This window comes from Pseudomonadales bacterium, assembly GCA_024234435.1.
GTDB lineage: Bacteria > Pseudomonadota > Gammaproteobacteria > Pseudomonadales > Porticoccaceae > JACKOF01.
In genome coordinates this window covers 1382244-1404394 of record JACKOF010000001.1, presented here as the reverse complement: position 1 = coordinate 1404394, position 22151 = coordinate 1382244, and the positions used below count along the sequence as shown (strand labels likewise).

The 22151-nt window shown below is 49.1% G+C and carries 16 protein-coding genes and 2 tRNA genes; 17 read left to right on the top strand and 1 reads right to left on the bottom strand.

The window, feature by feature from the left end:
• Positions 1–63: 63 nt before the first annotated feature.
• From dnaE to H7A02_06490, 9 genes are all read left to right on the top strand, one after another.
• Positions 64–3561: a DNA polymerase III subunit alpha gene (gene dnaE, locus H7A02_06530; protein ID MCP5171901.1), complete on the top strand. Its 3498-nt coding sequence runs from the start codon at positions 64–66 to the stop codon at positions 3559–3561.
• A 120-nt stretch (positions 3562–3681) separates the two neighbouring features.
• Positions 3682–4632 (top strand): acetyl-CoA carboxylase carboxyltransferase subunit alpha, encoded by a 951-nt coding sequence (locus tag H7A02_06525; protein ID MCP5171900.1) that lies wholly within the window; start codon positions 3682–3684, stop codon positions 4630–4632.
• 108 nt (positions 4633–4740) lie between these two features.
• Positions 4741–6081: a tRNA lysidine(34) synthetase TilS gene (gene tilS / locus H7A02_06520; protein MCP5171899.1), complete on the top strand. Its 1341-nt coding sequence runs from the start codon at positions 4741–4743 to the stop codon at positions 6079–6081.
• Positions 6082–6282: 201 nt separating this feature from the next.
• Positions 6283–7911, top strand: coding sequence for a CTP synthase (locus H7A02_06515; protein ID MCP5171898.1), 1629 nt, complete (start codon positions 6283–6285; stop codon positions 7909–7911).
• A 32-nt stretch (positions 7912–7943) separates the two neighbouring features.
• Positions 7944–8792, top strand: coding sequence for a 3-deoxy-8-phosphooctulonate synthase (gene kdsA / locus H7A02_06510; protein ID MCP5171897.1), 849 nt, complete (start codon positions 7944–7946; stop codon positions 8790–8792).
• 93 nt (positions 8793–8885) lie between these two features.
• Positions 8886–10175, top strand: a complete 1290-nt coding sequence (gene eno / locus H7A02_06505; GenBank protein ID MCP5171896.1) for a phosphopyruvate hydratase — start codon at positions 8886–8888, stop codon at positions 10173–10175.
• A 102-nt stretch (positions 10176–10277) separates the two neighbouring features.
• Positions 10278–11099 carry a sulfite exporter TauE/SafE family protein gene (locus H7A02_06500; GenBank protein MCP5171895.1) on the top strand — a complete coding sequence of 274 codons (822 nt, stop codon included), beginning with the start codon at positions 10278–10280 and terminating at the stop codon, positions 11097–11099.
• Positions 11100–11241: 142 nt separating this feature from the next.
• The gene (gene hemN, locus H7A02_06495; GenBank protein MCP5171894.1) at positions 11242–12627 is read left to right on the top strand and encodes an oxygen-independent coproporphyrinogen III oxidase; all 1386 of its coding nucleotides are present in this window, start codon (positions 11242–11244) and stop codon (positions 12625–12627) included.
• A 156-nt stretch (positions 12628–12783) separates the two neighbouring features.
• Positions 12784–13992, top strand: coding sequence for an HDOD domain-containing protein (locus H7A02_06490; protein ID MCP5171893.1), 1209 nt, complete (start codon positions 12784–12786; stop codon positions 13990–13992).
• Between the two features lie 115 nt (positions 13993–14107).
• On the opposite strand, the gene H7A02_06485 is transcribed toward H7A02_06490, so the two are convergent.
• A tRNA-Asn gene (locus H7A02_06485) sits at positions 14108–14183 on the bottom strand.
• A gap of 149 nt (positions 14184–14332) precedes the next feature.
• On the opposite strand from H7A02_06485, the gene uvrB reads away from it, so the two are divergent.
• The 8 genes from uvrB to pheS all read left to right on the top strand — a co-directional run bounded on the left by uvrB (position 14333) and on the right by pheS (position 22126).
• Positions 14333–16348: an excinuclease ABC subunit UvrB gene (gene uvrB, locus H7A02_06480; GenBank protein MCP5171892.1), complete on the top strand. Its 2016-nt coding sequence runs from the start codon at positions 14333–14335 to the stop codon at positions 16346–16348.
• A gap of 87 nt (positions 16349–16435) precedes the next feature.
• Positions 16436–16512: transfer RNA gene (locus tag H7A02_06475), tRNA-Val, on the top strand.
• A gap of 362 nt (positions 16513–16874) precedes the next feature.
• Entirely contained in the window at positions 16875–17435 is a 561-nt protein-coding gene (locus tag H7A02_06470; protein MCP5171891.1) for a PEP-CTERM sorting domain-containing protein, read from the top strand.
• Between the two features lie 190 nt (positions 17436–17625).
• Positions 17626–19551 carry a threonine--tRNA ligase gene (gene thrS, locus H7A02_06465; GenBank protein ID MCP5171890.1) on the top strand — a complete coding sequence of 642 codons (1926 nt, stop codon included), beginning with the start codon at positions 17626–17628 and terminating at the stop codon, positions 19549–19551.
• Between the two features lie 56 nt (positions 19552–19607).
• Positions 19608–20150 carry a translation initiation factor IF-3 gene (infC, locus tag H7A02_06460; GenBank protein MCP5171889.1) on the top strand — a complete coding sequence of 181 codons (543 nt, stop codon included), beginning with the start codon at positions 19608–19610 and terminating at the stop codon, positions 20148–20150.
• Between the two features lie 112 nt (positions 20151–20262).
• Positions 20263–20454: a 50S ribosomal protein L35 gene (gene rpmI / locus H7A02_06455; protein ID MCP5171888.1), complete on the top strand. Its 192-nt coding sequence runs from the start codon at positions 20263–20265 to the stop codon at positions 20452–20454.
• Between the two features lie 26 nt (positions 20455–20480).
• A complete protein-coding gene (gene rplT / locus H7A02_06450; protein MCP5171887.1) occupies positions 20481–20837 on the top strand; it encodes a 50S ribosomal protein L20 in 357 nt (118 codons plus the stop codon).
• Positions 20838–21070: 233 nt separating this feature from the next.
• Positions 21071–22126, top strand: coding sequence for a phenylalanine--tRNA ligase subunit alpha (gene pheS, locus H7A02_06445; protein MCP5171886.1), 1056 nt, complete (start codon positions 21071–21073; stop codon positions 22124–22126).
• The last annotated feature ends 25 nt before the right edge of the window (positions 22127–22151 follow it).

Below are 22151 nucleotides of genomic sequence, written 5' to 3'. Positions count from 1 at the left end.
GACTTTTGTCTTTTGAATACCGCAACCGATGTGTAGTCGGGTCAATCAGGAATCCGGAATTTAATGGAACCAAGCTTTGTACATCTCCGTCTGCATAGTGAATATTCGCTGGTGGACGGCATGGTGCGAGTTAAGCCGCTGGTAGAGCGTGCCGCAAGCCTTGGTATGCCCGCTGTGGCCATTACTGATGTATGTAATTTCTATGCGTTAGTGAAGTTTTACAAGGCTGCGCAGCAGGTCGGTATCAAGCCGGTATGCGGCTCGGATCTACTGGTCGAAAACCCGTTGCCTGATGCGTTACCCTCAGGTGTCACGTTGCTGGTGCAGAATGGCGCTGGCTACAAGAACCTCACCACATTGATTTCTCGAGCGTATCTGGAAGGGCAGGTGCAGGGTAAACCCCTGGTACAGCGTCAATGGCTTGCCGAGAATGCCGAGGGATTGTTGATATTGCTGGGGCGAGAAAGCGATGTCGGACAGGCACTGCTTTCCGGTCGTCAGGAGCAGGCTTCAGAGCTGTTGCAGTTCTGGGCAGAGCATTTTCCTGAGCGCCTCTATCTGATGCTGTGTCGGACCGGGCGTGATGAAGAGGAAGATTACCTCCATGCGGCCGTGTCGCTGGCAGAAATAAACAACTGTCCGGTGGTGGCGACCAATGATGTGCGTTTCCTTGATGCCGAGCAGTTCGAAGCGCATGAAGCCAGAGTCTGTATTCGTGAAGGACGTGCTCTGGATGACCCTCGTCGAGAGCGGCGCTACAGTGATCAGCAGTATTTCCGCTCTGTGGAGGAAATGACGGATCTGTTTAGCGATATTCCCGAAGCATTGCAGAACAGCGTTGAAATCGCCAAGCGCTGTAATCTCGAGCTAAGTCTCGGCAATTACTTCCTGCCCGAATACCCTATCCCCGAAGGGATGACCATCAATGGTTTTTTCGAACAGGTTTCCCAGGAAGGTTTGGAAAAGCGGTTGTCTGTTATTCTGGACAGTGATGCGGATGACTATGCCGAGCGTAGAAAACCCTATGATGAGCGCCTTCGCTTTGAGCTCGACATTATTATTCAGATGGGATTCCCCGGTTATTTTCTGATCGTGATGGATTTCATTCGCTGGGCCAAGCAAAACGATATACCCGTGGGGCCGGGGCGAGGCTCTGGCGCCGGATCACTGGTTGCTTATGCGCTGGAGATTACCGACCTGGACCCGCTTGCCTATGACTTGCTTTTTGAACGGTTTTTGAACCCGGAACGGGTTTCCATGCCGGATTTTGATATTGATTTCTGTATGGACAACAGGGACAGGGTCATCGCCTATGTTTCTGAGCGCTATGGTCGTGAGGCGGTATCCCAGATCATTACCTTTGGCACCATGGCAGCAAAGGCTGTAGTGCGTGATGTAGCCAGAGTGCAGGGTAAGTCCTATGGTCTGGCTGACAAGCTTTCAAAAATGATTCCCCCTGATATTGGTATGACCCTTGAGAAAGCGTTGCAGCAAGAAGAGCGTCTCAAAGAGTTTCTGGATAGTGACGAGGAAGCTCAGGGTATCTGGGAAATGGCTCTGCAGCTGGAAGGTATTACCCGAAATGTGGGCAAGCACGCGGGTGGAGTTGTGATTGCCCCGACCCGGCTAACCGATTTTTCGCCACTGTACTGTGATGAGGCTGGAGAGGGGCTGGTTACCCAGTTTGATAAAGATGATGTCGAGCAGGCCGGGCTGGTCAAGTTTGATTTTCTTGGTTTGAGAACACTCACCATCATTGATTGGGCTGTGGCAATGGTGAATCAATATCGTCAGGTGCAGGGTGAGGAGCCGATTACCATTGAATCAATACCACTGGACGATGTGCTGACCTACGGATTGATGAAGCGGGCTGAAACAACGGCAGTGTTCCAGCTGGAATCACGCGGTATGAAAGACCTGATCAAGCGGGTGGAGCCAGGCTGTTTTGAAGACATTGTGGCACTGGTGGCGCTGTTTCGGCCGGGGCCGCTGCAATCCGGCATGGTGGATGACTTTATCAACCGTAAACATGGGCGTGCAGAGCTTGCCTATCCGCACCCGAAATACCAGCACGAAACACTGAAGCCAGTACTGGAACCGACCTATGGCATCATTCTTTACCAGGAGCAGGTCATGCAAATTGCTCAGGTTATGGGTGGTTATACGCTGGGCGGTGCTGACTTGTTGCGTCGTGCAATGGGTAAGAAAAAGCCGGAAGAAATGGCCAAGCAGCGCGAGTTGTTTATGGCTGGCGCCGAGAAGCAAGGCTTTGAGAAAGAACTTGCCAGCAATATTTTTGATTTGATGGAAAAATTTGCCGGCTACGGATTTAACAAATCCCACTCTGCCGCATATGCGCTACTTGCTTACCAGACAGCCTGGCTAAAGGCTCACTACCCCTCACAGTTCATGGCGGCGGTTATGTCTGCTGATATGCAGAATACCGACAAGGTGGTGACTCTGGTAGATGAATGCCACAACCTGAGTCTGCCTTTATTGCCACCGGATGTGAACCGGGGTGAGTTCTCCTTTACCGTATCTGACAAAGGCGAGGTGATTTACGGGCTGGGAGCCATTAAGGGGCTAGGAGAAGGTCCGGTAGAAAGTATTATCGCCGCTCGTCAGTCAGGGGGTGCCTTCAAGGATTTGTTTGATTTCTGTGCCCGGGTTGATGCCCGTAAGGTCAACAAGAGAGCACTTGAGGCCCTGATTCGCTCCGGCGCTCTGGATGAAATAGGGCCGGATGGCGAGATAGGTTATCGCCGAGCAGTGATGCTTGCAGCCATGGAGGAAGCGGTCAAACTTGCCGAGCAACATACCCGGAATACCAATAGTGGAATGAGCGATTTATTCGGAGCCAGTGTTGTGGAAAGTGCTCCGGAAGTAGGTTATCAGAGCTTTCGCTCTATCAGGGCTTTTAAGGCCAAGGAGAGACTCAGCGGTGAGAAAGACACCCTGGGGCTATACCTGACGGGTCACCCGGTGGATGAGTACGCGGAAGAACTGACCCACTTTGTGGGTGGCAGAATTGTGGATTTAAAGCCTTCCAGAGAAGGTCAGCTGGTAGCGGGCCTGGTAGTTGGCATGCGAACAATGAAGAACAAGCGCGGCGACAATATGGCTTTTCTGGTGGTGGATGATCGCAGCGGACGTATTGAGGTGGCTGTTTTTGCCGAAGCGTTTAATGAGCATCGCGAAAAAATTGCCAAGGATGCGCTGCTGGTCATCGAAGGAGTGGTGAGCGAAGACGATTATAGCGGTGGCCTGAAAATGCGTGCCATGCAAGTCAAAACCCTCCATGAAGCCCGTACCACGTACCTGAAAAGCATTTCTGTAAAGGTCAGTGCCACTCAGCTTAACGGTAACGGTGTGGATCAGCTGGTTGAAACTGTGATGCCTTACCGGACAGGGCAGTGCCCACTGCGGGTTGTCTATAATCAGGGGCAGGCCGTTGGGGAAATTGCCCTCGGCAAGGATTGGGCGGTAAACCCGGAAGACGAGCTGTTACACAGGTTGCGGGAGCAGTATGGTATCAACAGTGTGGAGTTGAATTTTCGTTGATGGTGTGCGGTGAAAAGAACTTATGGCTAAATTTTTCCTGGAATAGTAAATTAGGCGGTTATAATGCCCCATTAATATGGCTTTGCCCGAAAAGCGCACGATGAGAGAGAAAAACTTCCTATGGATTTGAATTACCTGGATTTTGAGCAACCGATTGCAGAGCTGGAAGCAAAAATAGAAGAGCTGCAGTTGGTTGGCAATGACAATGATCTGAATATTTCTGAAGAAGTTTCCAAGCTTCGTGGCAAGTCTCGCAAGCTCACCGAAAGTATTTACAAGGATTTATCGTCCTGGCAGGTTGTACAGGTGGCCCGTCACCCACAGCGTCCATATGCGATGGACTATATCAACCGTATTTTCACAGATTTTGAAGAGCTGCACGGTGATCGTCAGTTTGGTGATGATAAGGCCATTGTCGGTGGTGTGGCCCGACTTGAAGGTCGCCCAGTGATGGTTATTGGCGAAGAAAAAGGCCGCGGTGTTACAGAAAAAGTGTATCGTAATTTTGGTATGCCCAAGCCGGAGGGTTACCGCAAGGCAAAGCGGCTGATGAAAATGGCCGAGCGATTCAAAATGCCGGTGCTCACTTTAATTGATACGCCAGGCGCTTATCCGGGTATTGATTCGGAAGAGCGGGGCATCAGTGAGGCTGTGGCAGAAAACCTGGCAGTAATGTCCAGCCTCAGGACTCCTATGATTTGTACGGTGATTGGCGAAGGCAGCTCGGGTGGCGCGCTGGCCATAGGCGTGGGTGACTGGTTGAATATGCTGCAATACGCCACCTATTTTGTGATTTCTCCCGAAGGCTGTGCCAACATTATCTGGAAAACCAGCGAGAAAGCACCCGATGCTGCAGAGGCGATGGGTGTTACTTCATCGGTATTGGAACAACTTGGCATTGTTGACCAAACCATTCCTGAGCCGCTTGGTGGAGCCCACAGAGATATTGATAAGATGGCTCAGAGCCTTAAAAAGGCTTTGGTAGAGCAGCTGGATCGATTGCAGAAAGAGCCTCTGGACGATCTGCTCAAAAAACGTTACGACCGTTTGATGAGCTATGGTAACGGTTAGGGATGAGGTTGCCGGAGCGGGAGCCGACGTTTTAACGTCGGCTTTTTCTTTTGCGTTACACTTTACTTGTGAACGTCATTTTTATTGCAGGATGGTTTTCTGAGCGACATGTCTTTTAACGCCGATTGTCTGGCGGTGCACCTGAGGCAGTTTCGCGCCGCAGGGCACTGTTATGTTGCCTATAGTGGTGGCCTGGACTCCCATGTCTTGTTGCACGCGTTGGTGCAATTGCTGGGCAAAGAGAAAATTACTGCCATCCATATTAACCATCAACTGTCTGCTAATGCGGATCAGTGGGGGCAGCATTGCCAACATCAGTGTGAAAGCCTTGGGGTTAATCTGATCAGTGAGGCGGTGTCTGTCGACAGCGCAGGGCTGGGGCTGGAGCAGGCGGCTCGGAACGCGCGTTATGCCGTTTTTGAAAAGCTGCTACAGGAGGGCGAGTTACTCTTGATGGGCCATCATGCCGACGATCAGGTGGAAACGGTTTTGTACCGCTTGCTGCGAGGATCCGGAGTGAAAGGCCTGGCGGGTATTCCTCGGCAGCGCAAGCTCGGTAGAGGAGAGCTGATAAGGCCTTTGTTGCTGTATTCCCGCAATCAGCTGGAAAACTACGCGCGCCATCATCAGCTGGCCTGGATCGAGGATGAGAGTAATTTTGCTATTGATTTCGACCGGAATTTTCTGCGCCATCAAGTGATTCCGGCAATGGCAGACCGCTGGCCGGATTACACACAGCGGATTTCCCACAGCGCTTCACTTTGTGATGAGGCAAGCCAATTGCTGGATGAAGTTGCCGAAAATGATTTCGAACTCCTTTCAGAGCGACAGGAGCGACTGGGATGGAGCATAGCCTTTCCAGAACTGCTCGATTTACCCTTATTCAGGCGCAGTAATGTGTTGCGTTACTGGGCGAGTCGCCATCAGCAGTCACTGCCAGGCCACAAAGTATTGACAACGGTTGAGCGCGAATTATTTCTCGCCAGACAGGATGCAGCCCCGAAAGTAAGTTGGGGTGATACGGTCTTGCGGCGATTCGGCGAGCGAATCTATATGATGCCGGATGTGGCTGTTTCAACGTTCCATTTTGATGGTGTTATACCCTGGAATATTGATCATTGGCTGTCACTGCCTGGCGGTGGTTCTTTGTCTGCCTGTCCAACAAAGGGAGGCGGTTTGAAAATAGTAGCAGGCAGCAGAGTAGAGGTTTGCTGTCGACAGGGGGGGGAGCGATGTCGCCCGGCTGGGCGCAGTGCCTCGAATACGCTAAAAAAGTTGCTCCAGCAGACTCACCTTGAACCCTGGTTGAGGGATTGTGCACCATTGATTTACGTGAATCGTCAATTGGTGGCTGTCGCAGACTTATGGGTTTGTGAGGGTTTTCAGGCTGGAGTGGATGAGTCGGGCTGGCAGTTGAGCTGGGTGCCGGACCCGCGTTTTCGGCAATGATTTTTTAGGGAGTCCACCTCTTTTTCAAGCGTTTTCATTGAGACTTTTCGTTGAGGTAAGACGCCCTTTCTGGTAGTCTGGCTTCCCATCTTGAGACAGCTATTGCCCCACTGATTTTACCCTTGGCGTATCCGGCATGGTTGTTGCGAAAAAAATTCCGGCACTGCTTTCCAGTGTAATCGTTCAGATAATAGGGCTTTCATGACAAGGTTTATTTTTGTGACAGGTGGTGTTGTTTCTTCGCTTGGAAAAGGCATCGCCTCGGCATCTCTGGGTGCTATTCTCGAGGCTCGAGGCCTGAACGTTACCATCCTTAAACTCGACCCCTATTTGAACGTTGATCCAGGCACCATGAGCCCGTTTCAACACGGCGAAGTGTTTGTTACCGAAGATGGTGCCGAGACAGACCTCGACCTTGGTCACTATGAGCGCTTTCTGTCTTCAAAAATGAGCAAGCGCAATAATTTCACCAGTGGCAAGGTTTATGAAACCATCTTGCGGCGTGAGCGCAGGGGCGACTATCTTGGTGGAACTGTGCAGGTAATTCCTCACGTAACCGATGAGATCAAACGTCGGGTGTTGGCTGGCGGTGAGGGTTACGATGTCGCTATTGTTGAAGTGGGCGGCACAGTAGGTGATATTGAGTCACAACCTTTTCTGGAGGCAATTCGACAGCTGAAAGTTGAATTGGGTTACAAGCGGTCGGTACTGATGCATCTCACTCTGGTGCCCTATATTGCCACCGCTGGTGAGACCAAAACCAAGCCAACCCAGCACTCGGTTAAAGAATTACGCTCGATCGGGTTGCAGCCCGATATATTGCTGTGTCGCTCAGAAGTGGAACTTGAGGAAGGCCAGCGCAAAAAAATTGCATTGTTTACCAATGTGGAAGAGCGAGCGGTGATTTCCCTGCTTGATGCGAAAACTATCTACGCCATTCCCCATGATTTGCAGAACCGTGGCCTTGATCAATATATTGTTGACCGTATGCAACTGGACTGCCACGAGGCGGATCTCAGCGCCTGGGATTGGGTGACAGAAAACCATCTTAACCCGAAGCAGCAGGTAACAGTTGCCATGGTTGGCAAGTACATGGAACTACTGGATGCCTACAAGTCATTGAACGAAGCCTTAATACATGCCGGCATTCACACTCAGACAAAAGTGAATGTGAATTACATTGATTCCGAACGGTTGGAAAAGGATATGTCATTGCTCGAGGGCGCCGACGCTATTCTTGTTCCTGGCGGTTTTGGTGAGCGGGGTGTTGAGGGCATGATCAAAGCCGTTACGTACGCGCGTGAAAATCGAATCCCCTATCTGGGAATTTGTCTGGGCATGCAGGTGGCTGTTATTGAATACGCGCGCAATGTGGCGGGTTTGCGGGCAGCTAACAGTACAGAATTTGATTTGGGCACTCCTGCGCCTGTTATTGGCCTGATTACTGAATGGGTCGACGCCGACGGCAATATTGAAACCCGTTCGGAAGATTCAGATATGGGTGGCACTATGCGCCTTGGCGCGCAATACAGCCACTTGGTGCCAGGCACGATGAGCCATGAAATCTATGGTGCCAATACGGTTCTTGAACGGCATCGTCATCGCTACGAGGTGAATAATAACTTTGTTCCCCAGCTGGAAGAGGCAGGGCTCGAAGTTGGCGGCTGGTCCGAGAACAGTACGCTGGTCGAAACAATTGGTTTGCCAGGGCACCCCTGGTTTTTTGCCTGCCAGTTTCACCCTGAGTTTACGTCCAGTCCTCGCGATGGTCATCCGCTGTTTACCGGCTTTGTTCGAGCGGCGCTGGCTTATCGGGCTGAGAGCAGGTAGCTTGCCAGAGAATATCGTCGCGGAGACACGCTATGTCACAACTTATTGAGATAAAAGGCATAAGCCTCGCCAATGATCGGCCCTTTGTACTGTTTGGCGGAATGAATGTGCTTGAATCCCGCGATATGGCCATGCAGATCGCCGAGCATTATGTCGAGGTTACCAGCCGACTGGGAATTCCGTACGTATTCAAGGCCTCTTATGATAAAGCCAACCGTTCCTCCATTCACTCATTCCGTGGCCCGGGGATGGATGAAGGTCTGAAAATATTTCAGGAAATCAAAGATACGTTTAATGTGCCATTGATTACTGATATTCATGAAGTGGAGCAGGCTCAGCCAGTGGCAGAGGTATGTGATGTGATTCAACTGCCGGCTTTTCTTGCCCGGCAGACCGACCTGGTCAAGGCTATGGCCGATACAGGCGCTATAATCAACGTCAAGAAACCGCAATTTATGAGTCCTTCCCAGGTGGGTAATCTGGTGGAAAAGTTCCGTGAGTGCGGCAATAACCGGGTTATCCTGTGCGAGCGGGGCAGCTGTTTTGGCTACGATAATCTTGTCGTGGATATGCTCGGCTTTCAAACAATGAAAGATGCCAGTGGCAACGCGCCGATTATTTTTGATGTTACCCATGCATTGCAGTGTCGTGACCCGCTGGGGGATGCTTCCGGAGGTCGTCGTGCACAGGTCACAGAGCTTGGTCGGGCGGGTATGGCTGTGGGGCTGGCGGGTTTGTTTCTGGAAGCCCACCCCAATCCTGACAAGGCGCTGTGTGACGGGCCCAGTGCTCTGGCATTGAACAAGCTGGAGCCTTTTCTTGAACAAATAAAAGCAGTTGATGACCTGATTAAAGGTTTGCCTGATATTGATACTGCCTGATCATGGATCGGTATCTGGTATGCAATATTTGAGGCTATAGCGGACACTTTTGTCAGCGACAGGAAAGTTTTAAATTCTCTGGAGAAAAATTAAATGAGCAACATAGTTGATATTCGGGCCTACGAAATTCTCGATTCCCGCGGTAACCCCACTGTTGAGGCCGATGTGATTCTGGCAGACGGCAGTGTCGGTACTGCCTGTGCACCTTCCGGTGCGTCCACCGGTACTCGCGAAGCTCTGGAGTTGCGTGATGGAGACAAAAGCCGTTATCTCGGTAAAGGCGTGTTGACAGCGGTTGAGAATATTAATGCCGATATTCGCCAGTTGTTACTTGGCAAAGATGCTTGTGACCAGAGAGAGCTGGATCGCTTGATGATTGAAGCCGACGGCACAGAGAATAAGTCCAAATTTGGTGCAAATGCTATTCTGGCGGTGTCTCTGGCCGCAGCTAAAGCGGCAGCTATCTCAAAGGGTGTGCCGCTCTACGCACATATTGCTGATATTAATGGTACTTCAGGCCAGTACAGCATGCCGGTACCCATGATGAACATTATCAATGGTGGTGAACACGCGGATAATAATGTCGATATTCAGGAGTTTATGGTTCAGCCGGTCAGTGCTAAAACCTTTTCCGAGGCTCTGCGAATAGGGGCCGAGATATTCCATTCACTTAAAAAAGTATTGAGCAGCAAAGGGCTAAACACAGCCGTGGGCGATGAAGGTGGTTTTGCCCCCAATTTGTCTTCCAATGCAGAAGCTCTTGCCGTGATCAAGGAGGCTGTTGAAGCTGCCGGTTATGTTTTGGGTGAAGACATAACGCTGGCACTGGATTGTGCTTCCTCTGAATTCTACAAGGGTGGTCAGTACGACCTTGCAGGTGAAGGCAAGATATACAGCTCGGAAGGTTTTAGTGATTTTCTGTCCGAATTGTGCGACCAATACCCGATTATTTCCATTGAAGACGGTCAGGATGAATCCGATTGGGATGGCTGGAAGTATCAAACGGAAAAACTGGGTAATCGTGTACAACTGGTGGGTGATGATCTGTTTGTAACCAACACAAAAATTCTTGCCCGCGGCATTGAAATGGGAGTCGCTAACTCGATTTTGATTAAATTTAACCAGATCGGCTCGTTGTCAGAAACGCTTGATGCTATTCAGATGGCAAAAGACGCTGGTTATACGGCGGTTATTTCGCATCGATCCGGCGAGACAGAAGATACGACTATTGCTGATTTGGCGGTAGCTACTGCTGCCGGGCAAATAAAAACCGGTTCACTTTGTCGCTCGGACAGGGTGGCAAAATATAATCGACTCTTGAGAATTGAAGCTGAATTGGGTGCCATGGCGCCGTATCGGGGCAGGGCCGAATTTAAAAGCTGATATCGCTTGCAGTGTTAAAAAGCGGCGTTGATGATTGTCAGGGCCGCTTTTTTATGCGCTACACTTTATCAATCCGAATTCAGCTTACACTGCGATAAATATATGGCTTTAATTGTTGGTGTTGTCATTGGTTTGGTGCTGGGCTTGACGGGTGCTGGTGGCTCCGTTTTTGCCGTACCGCTTTTGATTGTATTGCTTGGCCTGCCAGCCCAGCAAGCCATAGGCTTATCTTTAGGTGCAGTGGCTATCAGTGCCCTGTTCGGCAGTTTAAGCCGTTTGAAAGGCGGCGATATCCAATGGCTGCCCGCAATGGTTTATGCCGTAGTAGGCGGACTTGTTGCCCCGCTTGGAAATTGGAGCAATCGACAGATTGATGAATCTGTATTGATGATTGCTTTTTCCGTGTTGGTGTTGGTTATCGCTTCCCGGATGTGGATTCAGGCCAACCGCCATCCGCAGGATGCAATGATTGTCAGGGCCGGTCAGCAAGAAAGCATTGAACAGGCTGGCGCTATTTGTCGGTTCAATCACTTTGAAACATTTCAAATTGGCCTGCCCTGCGTGCTGGGTATTACGGTGGGAGCATCAGTCACTGGCCTGTTGTCGAGGTTGTTTGGGGTTGGCGGCGGTTTTCTTATTGTGCCAACACTGCTTTTTCTGACGGGCATTACTATCAGGCAGGCGGTCGCCACGTCACTGGTTATTATTGCGATTGTCAGTGGTTCAGGTTTTGTCAGTTACTTGCTAACAGGTGAGCACCTGAACACATCACTACTGCTATTAATTGCGTCGGGTGGCGTTGTCGGTATGGTGCTTGGTATTGTGATCAGCCGATATATTGCGGGTCCCGGTCTTCAAAAGCTTTTTTCTGTGTTGATGCTGGTGATGGCGATATTGACGCTGGTGATGCAGTTAGCAAATTGAGCGGGGCTGGCTTTCAGATTGTGGTCATGGAGTTGGTTATTCTCTATCAGGTTTCTTTGCTGACGCATTTGATGTGTGTCAGTGTGTTTAAATTTGTCTTGCGCTTAAATGCAGCTCCATCAGTAATACTTATCTGGTTAGCATGAATACATCTATGGTTTGGGATCGCTCGCTGATTAATCGTTATGATCTGTCCGGGCCGCGTTATACGTCATACCCCACAGCGCCGCAATTCCATGAGCAATTTGATGAGCAGGATCTGCGCGCCGCTATTGAGCGCAGTAATGCTTCCGGGCGGCCACTTTCCCTGTATTTTCATATTCCGTTTTGCAGTACCGTCTGTTACTACTGCGGCTGTAATAAAGTGATTACTGCCAACCGCAAGCGTGCATTGCCTTATTTGAATCGGATGATTCGGGAAATAGCCATGCAAGCGGCATTGTTTGATTGCTCCAGGCCTGTTCAGCAGCTGCATTGGGGTGGAGGTACGCCTACCTATATTAGCGACGCTGAAAAATTTCTGTTGATGGCGTCAATTCGGGATCACTTTAACCTGCTTGATGATGACAGTGGTGAGTATTCTATCGAGATTCACCCTGGGGATATGGAGGTTGCAAGCATTACCTGTTTGCGGGAGCTGGGTTTCAACCGACTCAGTATGGGGATTCAGGATTTTGACCCGGTGGTGCAAAAGGCGGTGAACCGCTTTAATTCTGTGGACGAAGTCAAGGCATTAGTGAATGCTGCCCGCGACGAAGGTTTTCACTCAATCAGCATGGATCTGATTTACGGGTTGCCTCACCAGTCCTGGCAGACCTTCAATCGGACACTCGACAATATTATTGATTTGAACCCCGATCGCCTGTCTATTTTTAACTATGCTCATATGCCGCATTTGTTTAAGGTGCAAAAGCAGATTGATGCATCAGCATTGCCGACCTCGGAAGAGAAATTGTTGATGATGGAGAGGATGACAGCGCGGCTGTTGGACGCGGGTTATGTCTATATTGGTATGGATCACTTCGCCAAACCGGAAGATGAGCTGGCGGTTGCGCAAAGGGAGGGTGTATTGCAGAGGAACTTTCAGGGTTACGCCACTCACGGCAACTGCGATATGGTGGCCTTTGGCGTGTCTTCCATCAGTGCGATTGATAATGTATTTGCACAGAACCACAAGCAAATTGAAGATTATCAGGATGCATTGGATGGTGGTAAATTACCACTCGCCCGCGGTTTCGAGCTGAGTGCTGACGATTTACTTCGGCAGGATGTTATCAAACAACTGATTTGTCATTTTGAACTTGATATTCCACGTATAGAACAACAATATGGCATCGATTTCCCCTCCTACTTTGGAGAAGAAATTACCGCTTTGCAGCCAATGGTTAAAGACGGATTGGTCGACGTAGAGACCACATTCATTCGTGTCACACCTGCAGGAAGAATACTGATCCGTCGCATTTGCATGGTATTTGATGCCTATCTCAAAAAGCCCACAACAGAAATTCGTTACTCAAAAATCATTTAGCTTCTAACGCGATAACGCCAAGTCAAGACCTGTATGGCGATTGGGCCGGTAACGATAGGAAAATAACGCCATTTGACGCATTATTACGGATAATAATTCAAATATGGCTCTGGACGCGTTTTCTTGCGTAGAGCCGGATTTAAAAGGACTTGCCGTATGGATGTAAATGTTGCCCGACAACCCATTTTTAACCAGCAAAAGGAACTGGCAGGTTATGAATTGCTTTTCAGGGAAGACGAAGTGATCGGGCAAATGGTGGTCGATGGTGATTCAAAAACTTCCTCGGTTATTTCGAACAGTTATTTTTCAATTGGCCTGGAAAAACTGCTGGGAGGCAAGCGGGGCTATATTAATTTCATCAAAAACCTGCTGATTGAAAAATTTCCGTTATTACTGCCCCGGCAGTCAATAGTGGTAGAGATTCTTGAAGACATCGACGTGGATGATGACCTGATAGAAGCCTGCCAGGAGCTCTGCGACAGTGGCTATACACTTGCTCTTGACGACTTTGTGTTTTCGCCAGAGCTGTTGCCTCTGGTGACGATGGCCAAGATTATCAAATTTGATTTTCTGATCTCGACACCGGAAGAGATTCGTCAGTATCTGGCAATGTTACCAGCTGATTCGGAACGCACACTGCTGGCAGAAAAAATTGAAACAAACGAACAGTTTGATCTGGCAAAAGGAATGGGGTTTCAGCTTTTTCAGGGTTTCTTTTTCTGTCGTCCGGAAATTATCAAAGGTGCGGTCATTCCCGACGTATCACTCAAACTGCTTCAGGTGGTTGCGGAAGTTAATCAGAAAGATTTCAACATCGACAAGCTGGAAGAGCTTATTGAGCCAGATATATCCATCACCTACAAACTCTTGCGATATATCAACTCGGCTTATTATGCGCTGGAAACCAGAATATCCTCAATTAAACAAGCCATTACTTATCTTGGGCAAAATGAAATTCGTCGATTCGTCTCTATGGTGGCGCTGTCTAATCTGTCAGAGGGGAAACCTGATGAAATTGCCAGAAGTGCCTGCTGTCGAGCCAAATTCTGTGAGCTTGTTGCTGCAGTATCGCCGGTAAATGTTTCTGAGAGGGAGGCCTTTACCGCTGGCTTGCTGTCGCTGGTTGATGCCATTATAGGGCAGCCAATGAAAGTGATAATGGAAGCACTACCTTTGAGCAATGGCATTAAAGATGCGCTTGTTAGTGGGGCAGGGCATACAGGTCTTATTCTCAAACTGGCAAAGTTTTATGAGCGGGGTTGCTGGGATGATATTTCGAAAATCACACATGAACTGGATATTGATGAAAGCCTGTTGCCTGGTTTTTACTTTCAGTCCTGCCAGTGGAGTAACAGTATCTCGTAGAGTGTTTGGCTATTGCTTCGGGAAAATCTCAACCAAATCAGAACAAGTTGTTTCGTTCGGTAAGCATTTTTATCATAAAAAACGGGGCTTGTATCGCTACAAGCCCCGTTATGTTTGGCTCCGCCTGCTGGGCTCGAACCAGCGACCCAATGATTAACAGTCATTTGCTCTACCAACTGAGCTAAGGCGGATCAGTTAAGAGGCGCGTATGGTATAGTCCGTTTCCGGGGTAGTCAAGCCTGAAGTGTGCTTCTAAAACAGCGAATTTCCAGTGCTACAATTTCGCTCCATCATTACCCATTATGGAACCGTAAAAGCCAGTAGTCAGGGCAGGGAAGGTATGTCTAAAAAATTCGAGATTGTCAGTGATTATCACCCCGCAGGGGATCAGCCGGAGGCGATTCGCCAGCTGGTTGAAGGTATTGATATCGGGCTTGCGGCTCAAACCCTGCTGGGCGTAACTGGTTCTGGCAAGACTTTCACTATTGCCAATGTGATAGAGGCAATTCAACGACCAGCCATTGTTCTGGCGCATAACAAAACATTGGCTGCCCAGCTTTACGGCGAGTTTCGGGAGTTCTTTCCGAATAATGCAGTGGAGTATTTTGTTTCCTACTATGACTACTATCAGCCGGAAGCCTATGTGCCTTCTTCGGATACTTTCATTGAAAAAGATGCTTCGGTAAATGAGCATATTGAACAGATGCGATTGTCCGCGACCAAGGCGCTAATGGAACGTAAAGATGTGATCGTGGTTGCTACGGTGTCATCCATTTATGGTCTCGGCGATCCTGAATCCTACCTTTCGATGATGCTGCATCTGGTGCGTGGTGATGAAATTGATCAACGGGCAATTCTGCGTCGCCTGGCGGAGCTGCAATATACCCGTAACGACGCGGCCTTTCAGCGGGCAACCTATCGGGTTCGCGGTGATGTGATTGATGTATACCCGGCTGATTCTGACCGGGAAGCAGTCAGGATCGAGCTATTCGATGACCAAGTGGAAAATCTGTCGTTGTTTGATCCATTGACCGGAGAGGTGTTGCGCAAGGTTCCTCGAATCAGCGTATATCCCAAGACGCACTATGTGACCCCTAAACAGACCATTATGGACGCAGTGGAGCAGATCAGAGAGGAGTTGGGGCCACGACTGGAACAGTTGCGCGATAATAATAAACTGGTAGAGGCCCAGAGATTGGGTGAACGCGTTCGCTACGATCTGGAAATGATGAAAGAGTTGGGTTACTGCAACGGTATTGAGAATTATTCACGCTATCTGTCCGGACGCAATCCTGGTGATCCGCCGCCAACGCTGTTTGATTATCTGCCGGATGAAGCATTGCTCGTGATCGATGAATCCCATGTTACCGTGCCGCAGCTTGGCAGTATGTACAAAGGTGATCGCTCACGAAAGGAAACGCTGGTTGAGTATGGCTTCCGATTACCATCCGCGCTGGATAACCGGCCATTGCGATTTGATGAGTGGGAGAGGCTGGCGCCACAAATGATTTTTGTTTCAGCAACACCGTCCCGGTACGAGGCTGAAAAGCAGGGGCAGGTTGTTGAGCAGGTGGTACGCCCTACCGGACTGCTCGATCCCGAAATTGAAGTGCTGTCTGCGGATACCCAGGTTGATAACTTGCTGTCTCAAATTAAAGAGTACGTGGGTAATGATCATCGGGTGCTGGTAACCACCTTGACCAAGCGCATGGCAGAAGACCTGACCGAATATCTGGGGGAGCATGGTGTCCGAGTGCGTTACCTGCACTCCGATATCGAAACAGTTGAGCGGGTCGAAATTATTCGTGATCTCAGACTGGGGGAGTTTGATGTACTGGTTGGTATTAATCTGCTCCGCGAGGGTCTGGATATGCCGGAAGTGGCGCTGGTGGCGATTCTGGATGCCGATAAAGAAGGGTTTTTACGTTCCGAGCAGTCTCTGATCCAAACCATCGGCCGAGCTGCCCGGAACGTGGAGGGCAAGGCTATTCTCTATGCGAATAAAATTACCGGTTCCATGCAGCGAGCTATAGATGAAACCGATCGCCGCCGCAGTATCCAGCAAGCCTACAATGAGGAGCATGGGTTGAAACCCACAGGTATCAAGAAAGCCGTGCAGGATATTATGGAGGGAGCAGGCGTTACCAAAGTGGGTAGGGGTGCCCGGAAAGTTGCCGAACCCAGAAGCAGTTATTTCGCAGAAGCTGAAAGTAAAAGCGATGGTGATATCTGGAAGCAAATTGCGCTGCTGGAAACCCGCATGTTTGAATGTGCCCAAAATCTGGAGTTTGAAGAGGCTGCGCGTATCAGAGACGAAATTGCCAGTCTTCAGGAGCAAAAAATAGCAACATCATAAATGGCTATGATTTCCGGCTTGTCAAAATGGCATTCCACTGGTAGATTACGCGCCTTCTCGGTTCGATGATCCGATTGCACAAATAGCAGGCACGTAGCTCAGTTGGTTAGAGCACCACCTTGACATGGTGGGGGTCGGTGGTTCGAATCCACTCGTGCCTACCAAACATAAAGCCCCACCGGCAGGTGGGGTTTTTGTTTGTAGAGTGGATGAGAATCACCGGTTCGAGCCGAGCCTTGCAGAGGCGAGACAGCGCCGTCATAGACGGCGACCCGAGGAGTTTCTGTTCTCGTGTCAAGAGACTGCCGACAACGAGGCGTTTCTTGCTTCGTGTGAACATGTTTTTCTAAAGCATGCTCTCGATTCTACTGCTATTGGAAATCGAGACTGATATGTCGATTAATTTTACAGCAGGCAGTAGAAGATCATATTTTCTGATTTAAAAACATTAGGTTATTGTTTTGGCATGATTGTTGTATGTAGTGATGCAGTTGGGTGTTTTTAATTTCTAAGATAAGGATTTGTAATGAAAAGTTTAAGAAAAGTATTAATTTCAGCAAGCTTTGCTATTTCGGCCCTGTTAGCTGCTTCAGCAAATGCCAGTTTTATTGGTGCAGAGCTTCAGGCGAGATACTTGTTCCCTGATGCGGGTTCCCAGTTTTCGAATACAGAAACGTTTACCGTTGTCGACCCAGGTGTCGAGGTCAGTTTTTTCCCCGATGGAGACCCACGGACAAATCTTGACTTTTCAGCAACTAACTTATTTGTAACCTATAACAGTTCTTCAAGTTGGACAACAGCTGCATTTAATGGATTTATCGTTGAAGATATCAATAATGTTCTAGATGATATTGTTGGTGTTTCTCTGAATGCAGCTACAAATATGGCCGGTCTTGATTTGTCCCGTATTTCATTTACTGCCGATAGCTTTTCTGTTAACTGGAATGGTTTGGCATTCAACACCAGCACTGTTGTTTCTCTGGATTTCCAGTTTGGGTCACAAGAAGTTCCTGAGCCTGCCATTCTTTGGTTGTTTGGCCTTGGTCTGCTGGGCTTGGTTTTTTCGACAAAAACAGCACGTATCTGATATTTGTGAGGTAAGCAAAGAGAATTATCTTGTCTCTCTGGATTGCTTCTGAAAAGCCCACCGAAAGGTGGGCTTTTTGTTGCTTCTATTTTCTAAATCATTAAAATTTCGCGTTCACTAAAAAGCCGCTTTCGCGTGGCGCTCACCACGTGGCCTTTGGTAGGGGTCACCACTGGAAAAGGAAAAAAGTATGCCTGTCATCACTCTCCCTGACGGAAGTCAGCGCGTTTACGAACAACCTCTTTCAATTCTTGACGTGGCCAACGATATTGGTCCCGGGCTGGCAAAAGCAACACTGGCAGGAAAGGTAGGCGGTCACCTACTTGATGCCAGCTATGTGATTGATAAGGATGTTGAGCTTTCGATTATTACGGATAAGTCTGATGAGGGGCTGGAGATTATCCGGCATTCTACTGCTCATTTGCTTGCTCAGGCGGTTAAGCAGTTGTTCCCGTCAACCCAGGTTACCATTGGCCCAGTGATTGAGGATGGCTTTTATTACGATTTTGCTTTCGAGCGCCCCTTTACTCCAGAAGACCTGGATGCTATCGAAAAGCGTATGAGCGAACTCTCTTTGGCAGATGAGCCTGTATCGCGTCGGGTTCTACCCAGAGACAGTGCCGTGAGTCATTTTCGCGGTATGGGTGAGGCTTATAAAGCGGAAATTATCGAAAGTATTCCCAGTGATGAAGACCTCTCGCTTTACCGACAGGGTGACTTTGAGGATCTTTGTCGCGGCCCTCATGTGCCATCGACCGGCAAGCTGAAATATTTCAAGTTGATGAAAGTGGCCGGAGCCTACTGGCGTGGTGACTCGAGCAACGAAATGTTGCAGCGTATTTATGGCACTGCCTGGGCCAGTAAAAAAGAGCTGAAGGCTTATTTACATCGCCTGGAAGAAGCAGAAAAGCGTGATCACCGTAAACTGGGCAAAAAATTCGACCTGTTCCATATACAGGAAGAAGCGCCCGGGATGGTATTCTGGCACCCCAAGGGTTGGAGTATTTATACCGAGATCGAGCGCTATATGCGCGGTGTGCAGTGCAGCAACGATTACAAAGAGATCAAAACGCCTCAGGTCGTGGACCGCTCGCTTTGGGAGCGTTCGGGACACTGGGACAAGTTTCGTCAAAACATGTTTACCGTGGAGTCTGAAGCCCGTGATTATGCGGTCAAACCCATGAATTGCCCCTGCCATGTGCAGGTGTTCAATCAGGGATTGAAAAGCTACCGTGATTTGCCGCTGCGGCTCGCCGAGTTTGGTTCCTGCCATCGCAACGAGGCGTCGGGTACCCTGCAAGGTTTGATGCGGGTACGCGGCTTTGTTCAGGATGACGCGCATATCTTTTGTACCGAGGCGCAGATACAGGGAGAGGTATCGACGTTCACGGATTTATTGTATGACGTCTATCGGGATTTTGGTTTTAATGAAGTTATTGTCCGCCTATCGACTCGTCCGGAGCAAAGAGTAGGCAGTGATGAGGTGTGGGATAAAGCCGAGAAAGCCCTTGCCGATGCATTGGTTTCGAAAGAGCTTGAATATGAGCTGTTACCGGGGGAAGGTGCTTTTTACGGACCGAAGATCGAATTTTCATTGAAAGATTGTCTCGGTCGGGTTTGGCAGTGTGGCACCATTCAGGTGGATTTTTCTATGCCTGGGCGCCTCGACGCTCAGTATGTGGCTGAGGATGGCAGTCGTCAGGTGCCCGTCATGTTGCACCGTGCCATTCTGGGTTCTTTTGAGCGATTCATCGGTATTTTGATCGAAGAATATGAGGGCTCTTTCCCCGCCTGGTTAGCTCCCGAGCAAGCGGTAATTCTGAATATCACCGATAGTCAGCGGCAATATGCAGAAAAAATTGCTGAAACCTTGAAAAACAAGGGCTTCCGGGTCATAAATGACTTGAGAAATGAAAAGATCGGCTTTAAAATTCGCGAGCACACAATTCAGCGTGTTCCTTATTTGCTGGTTATCGGTGATAGGGAAGTTGAAACAGGGGCCGTGGCCGTACGCACGCGTGGTGGAGAAGATCTTGGCAGTATGTCAGTTGATGACTTTGCCAGCTTGCTTGCCCGCGATGTTGAACGCCGCGGTCGTGTTGTTTCAGAGGGTTAGGTTTGTATATAAACCCCCATGCCGGATATAAAGATTAATTGTTGGAGATTTGAGTTATTAAGAAAAATTACGCGAAGGGAAAGGTCAAGCGCGCTCGTTTGAATGATGAGATTGATGTCTCGGAAGTGCGTTTAATTGCAGCGGATGGTTCTCAGGCGGGTATTGTTTCCCTTGATGAAGCATTGAAAGCAGCGCAGGCTGATGGACTTGACCTGGTGGAGATCGCCCCGGAGGCAGAGCCGCCGGTGTGCAAGATTGAAGACTATGGCAAGAAGATATTTGAAGCCAAGAAGCAGCAAGCGGCCCAGCGTAAGAAGCAAAAGCAAACTCAAGTCAAAGAAATGAAGTTTCGTCCGGGAACGGATATCGGGGATTACCAGATCAAACTGCGCAATCTCAGACGTTTCCTTGAAAACGGCGATAAAGCGAAAATAACCCTGCGGTTTCGTGGTCGTGAAATGGCTCACCAGGAGCTGGGGATGGAGATGCTGAAGCGCATTGAGAATGATCTCTTGGAGTTGGGTAATGTTGAGCAATACCCAAAGATGGAAGGTCGTCAGCTAACTATGGTGATTGCTCCGAAAAGCAGGAAAAAGTAGTACCAGAAGGAAGTAGTTGATACTGCCCGCGTGCAGCCTAACTTTGGCAGACTGTCCGGGAGTTACTTCTTTAACATTAACCGAGAGCGATAGCTCGCAACGGAGAAAGAAAATGCCAAAAGCAAAAGCCCATAGCGGTGCGGCCAAGCGGTTTAAGAAAACTGCTGCTGGCTATAAGCACAAACACGCTAACAGAAGCCACATCCTGACTAAAATGTCACAGAAGCGTAAGCGTCATCTACGCGGAACCAGCACTATGAACGCTGCTGATACTCCGGCTGTAGATCGTTTGTTGCGGGTCTGATTAACTGATTTTAAGAGGATATAGCTATGTCACGCGTTAAAAGAGGTGTGCAGGCGCACCGCAAACACAAAAAAGTTCTGAAGCAGGCCAAGGGTTATTATGGTGCTCGCAGTCGCGTTTATCGCGTTGCTACCCAGGCGGTAACCAAGGCCGGACAATACGCCTATCGTGACCGTAAAACGAAGAAGCGTACATTCCGTTCACTCTGGATTACCCGTATCAATGCTCAGGCTCGTGCTGAAGGTGTGAGTTACAGTCAGTTGATAGCCGGGTTGAAAAAAGCCGGTATTGATTTGGACCGTCGTGTGCTTGCCGACCTGGCGGTTCATGACAAGCCTGCATTTGCTGCAATTGCTGAACAGGCAAAGGCTGCCCTGGCTTAATCAGTTTTGGCTGGCTTGTTATAAAGTCAGACCTGAAACGCAGTACATCAAGTAGGGAAAGGGCGCCGCTCTTTCCCTATTTTTATTTTGTTTAGAGGTTTTTGACGAAACAGAGACTTCCCGGAACCGTTAAACCTTTTTATATCATCGTGTATTGCCGTTAATGGCAGAGAAAAGGTTTGTTGTATTTCGTACGCTGTGTTTTGTTAAAAGTTTCTTAAGGAACAAATATTATGGAAAACCTGGAGCTTTTAGGACACCAGGCTAAACAGGCGGTTGCAAATGCTGCCGACGTGAACGCCCTGGATCAGGTGAGAGTTCAGTATCTCGGTAAAAAAGGTGAGTTGACTGGCCTGCTGAAAGGGCTGGGTAAGCTGTCGCCAGAAGAGAGGCCTGCAGCGGGAGCAAAAATCAACGAGATCAAGCAGCAAATACAGGTATTGATTAATCAGCGCAGTGTTGATCTGGAAAGTGCTGCCATTGAGTCCCAGCTTGCGGGGGAGACAATTGACGTTACCTTGCCTGGGCGCGGTGAAGAGGCAGGCGGACTGCATCTTGTCACGCGAACGATGGAGCGCATTGAGGCGTTCTTTACGCAGGTTGGTTACAGTGTTGAGCAGGGGCCGGAAATTGAAGATGACTACCACAATTTCGAAGCCCTCAACATTCCTGCACACCATCCTGCTCGTGCCATGCACGATACATTCTATGTTGATACCGCAAAAGGGTTTTTTAAAGCTGGTGAAGGTTCGGATACTGCTGAATACGTGCTTAGAACGCACACCTCTCCGGTGCAGGTGCGAACCATGGAAAACCAGAAACCGCCTATCAGGGTGGTTTGTCCTGGACGTGTCTATCGCTGTGACTCGGACTTAACTCATACGCCGATGTTTCATCAGGTAGAAGGGTTGGTGGTCGATCGCAATATCAGCTTCGCTGATCTGAAAGGGACTATCGACCAGTTTTTGAAGGCTTTTTTCGAAGCAGACTTGCCTGTGCGTTTTAGGCCATCCTACTTCCCGTTTACAGAGCCTTCCGCAGAAGTGGATATTCAGTGTACCAATTGCGAAGGGAAGGGCTGTCGTATATGCAGTCAGACTGGCTGGTTAGAAGTTATGGGCTGTGGAATGGTACACCCGAATGTTTTTACACAGAGTGGTATCGATCCTGAAGAATTTACCGGTTTTGCTTTTGGTATGGGCGTAGAGCGTCTTGCAATGTTGCGTTACGGTGTGAATGATTTGAGATTGTTTTTTGAAAATGATTTGAGGTTTTTGAAACAATTTTAGTTTAAAAAACATAAAGATAATGATT

Coding starts and splice junctions, on each gene's coding strand:
- dnaE (MCP5171901.1), top strand. CDS start 64: ATGGAACCAAGCTTTGTACATCTCCGTCTGCATAGTGAATATTCGCTG.
- H7A02_06525 (MCP5171900.1), top strand. CDS start 3,682: ATGGATTTGAATTACCTGGATTTTGAGCAACCGATTGCAGAGCTGGAA.
- tilS (MCP5171899.1), top strand. CDS start 4,741: ATGTCTTTTAACGCCGATTGTCTGGCGGTGCACCTGAGGCAGTTTCGC.
- H7A02_06515 (MCP5171898.1), top strand. CDS start 6,283: ATGACAAGGTTTATTTTTGTGACAGGTGGTGTTGTTTCTTCGCTTGGA.
- kdsA (MCP5171897.1), top strand. CDS start 7,944: ATGTCACAACTTATTGAGATAAAAGGCATAAGCCTCGCCAATGATCGG.
- eno (MCP5171896.1), top strand. CDS start 8,886: ATGAGCAACATAGTTGATATTCGGGCCTACGAAATTCTCGATTCCCGC.
- H7A02_06500 (MCP5171895.1), top strand. CDS start 10,278: ATGGCTTTAATTGTTGGTGTTGTCATTGGTTTGGTGCTGGGCTTGACG.
- hemN (MCP5171894.1), top strand. CDS start 11,242: ATGAATACATCTATGGTTTGGGATCGCTCGCTGATTAATCGTTATGAT.
- H7A02_06490 (MCP5171893.1), top strand. CDS start 12,784: ATGGATGTAAATGTTGCCCGACAACCCATTTTTAACCAGCAAAAGGAA.
- uvrB (MCP5171892.1), top strand. CDS start 14,333: ATGTCTAAAAAATTCGAGATTGTCAGTGATTATCACCCCGCAGGGGAT.
- H7A02_06470 (MCP5171891.1), top strand. CDS start 16,875: ATGAAAAGTTTAAGAAAAGTATTAATTTCAGCAAGCTTTGCTATTTCG.
- thrS (MCP5171890.1), top strand. CDS start 17,626: ATGCCTGTCATCACTCTCCCTGACGGAAGTCAGCGCGTTTACGAACAA.
- rpmI (MCP5171888.1), top strand. CDS start 20,263: ATGCCAAAAGCAAAAGCCCATAGCGGTGCGGCCAAGCGGTTTAAGAAA.
- rplT (MCP5171887.1), top strand. CDS start 20,481: ATGTCACGCGTTAAAAGAGGTGTGCAGGCGCACCGCAAACACAAAAAA.
- pheS (MCP5171886.1), top strand. CDS start 21,071: ATGGAAAACCTGGAGCTTTTAGGACACCAGGCTAAACAGGCGGTTGCA.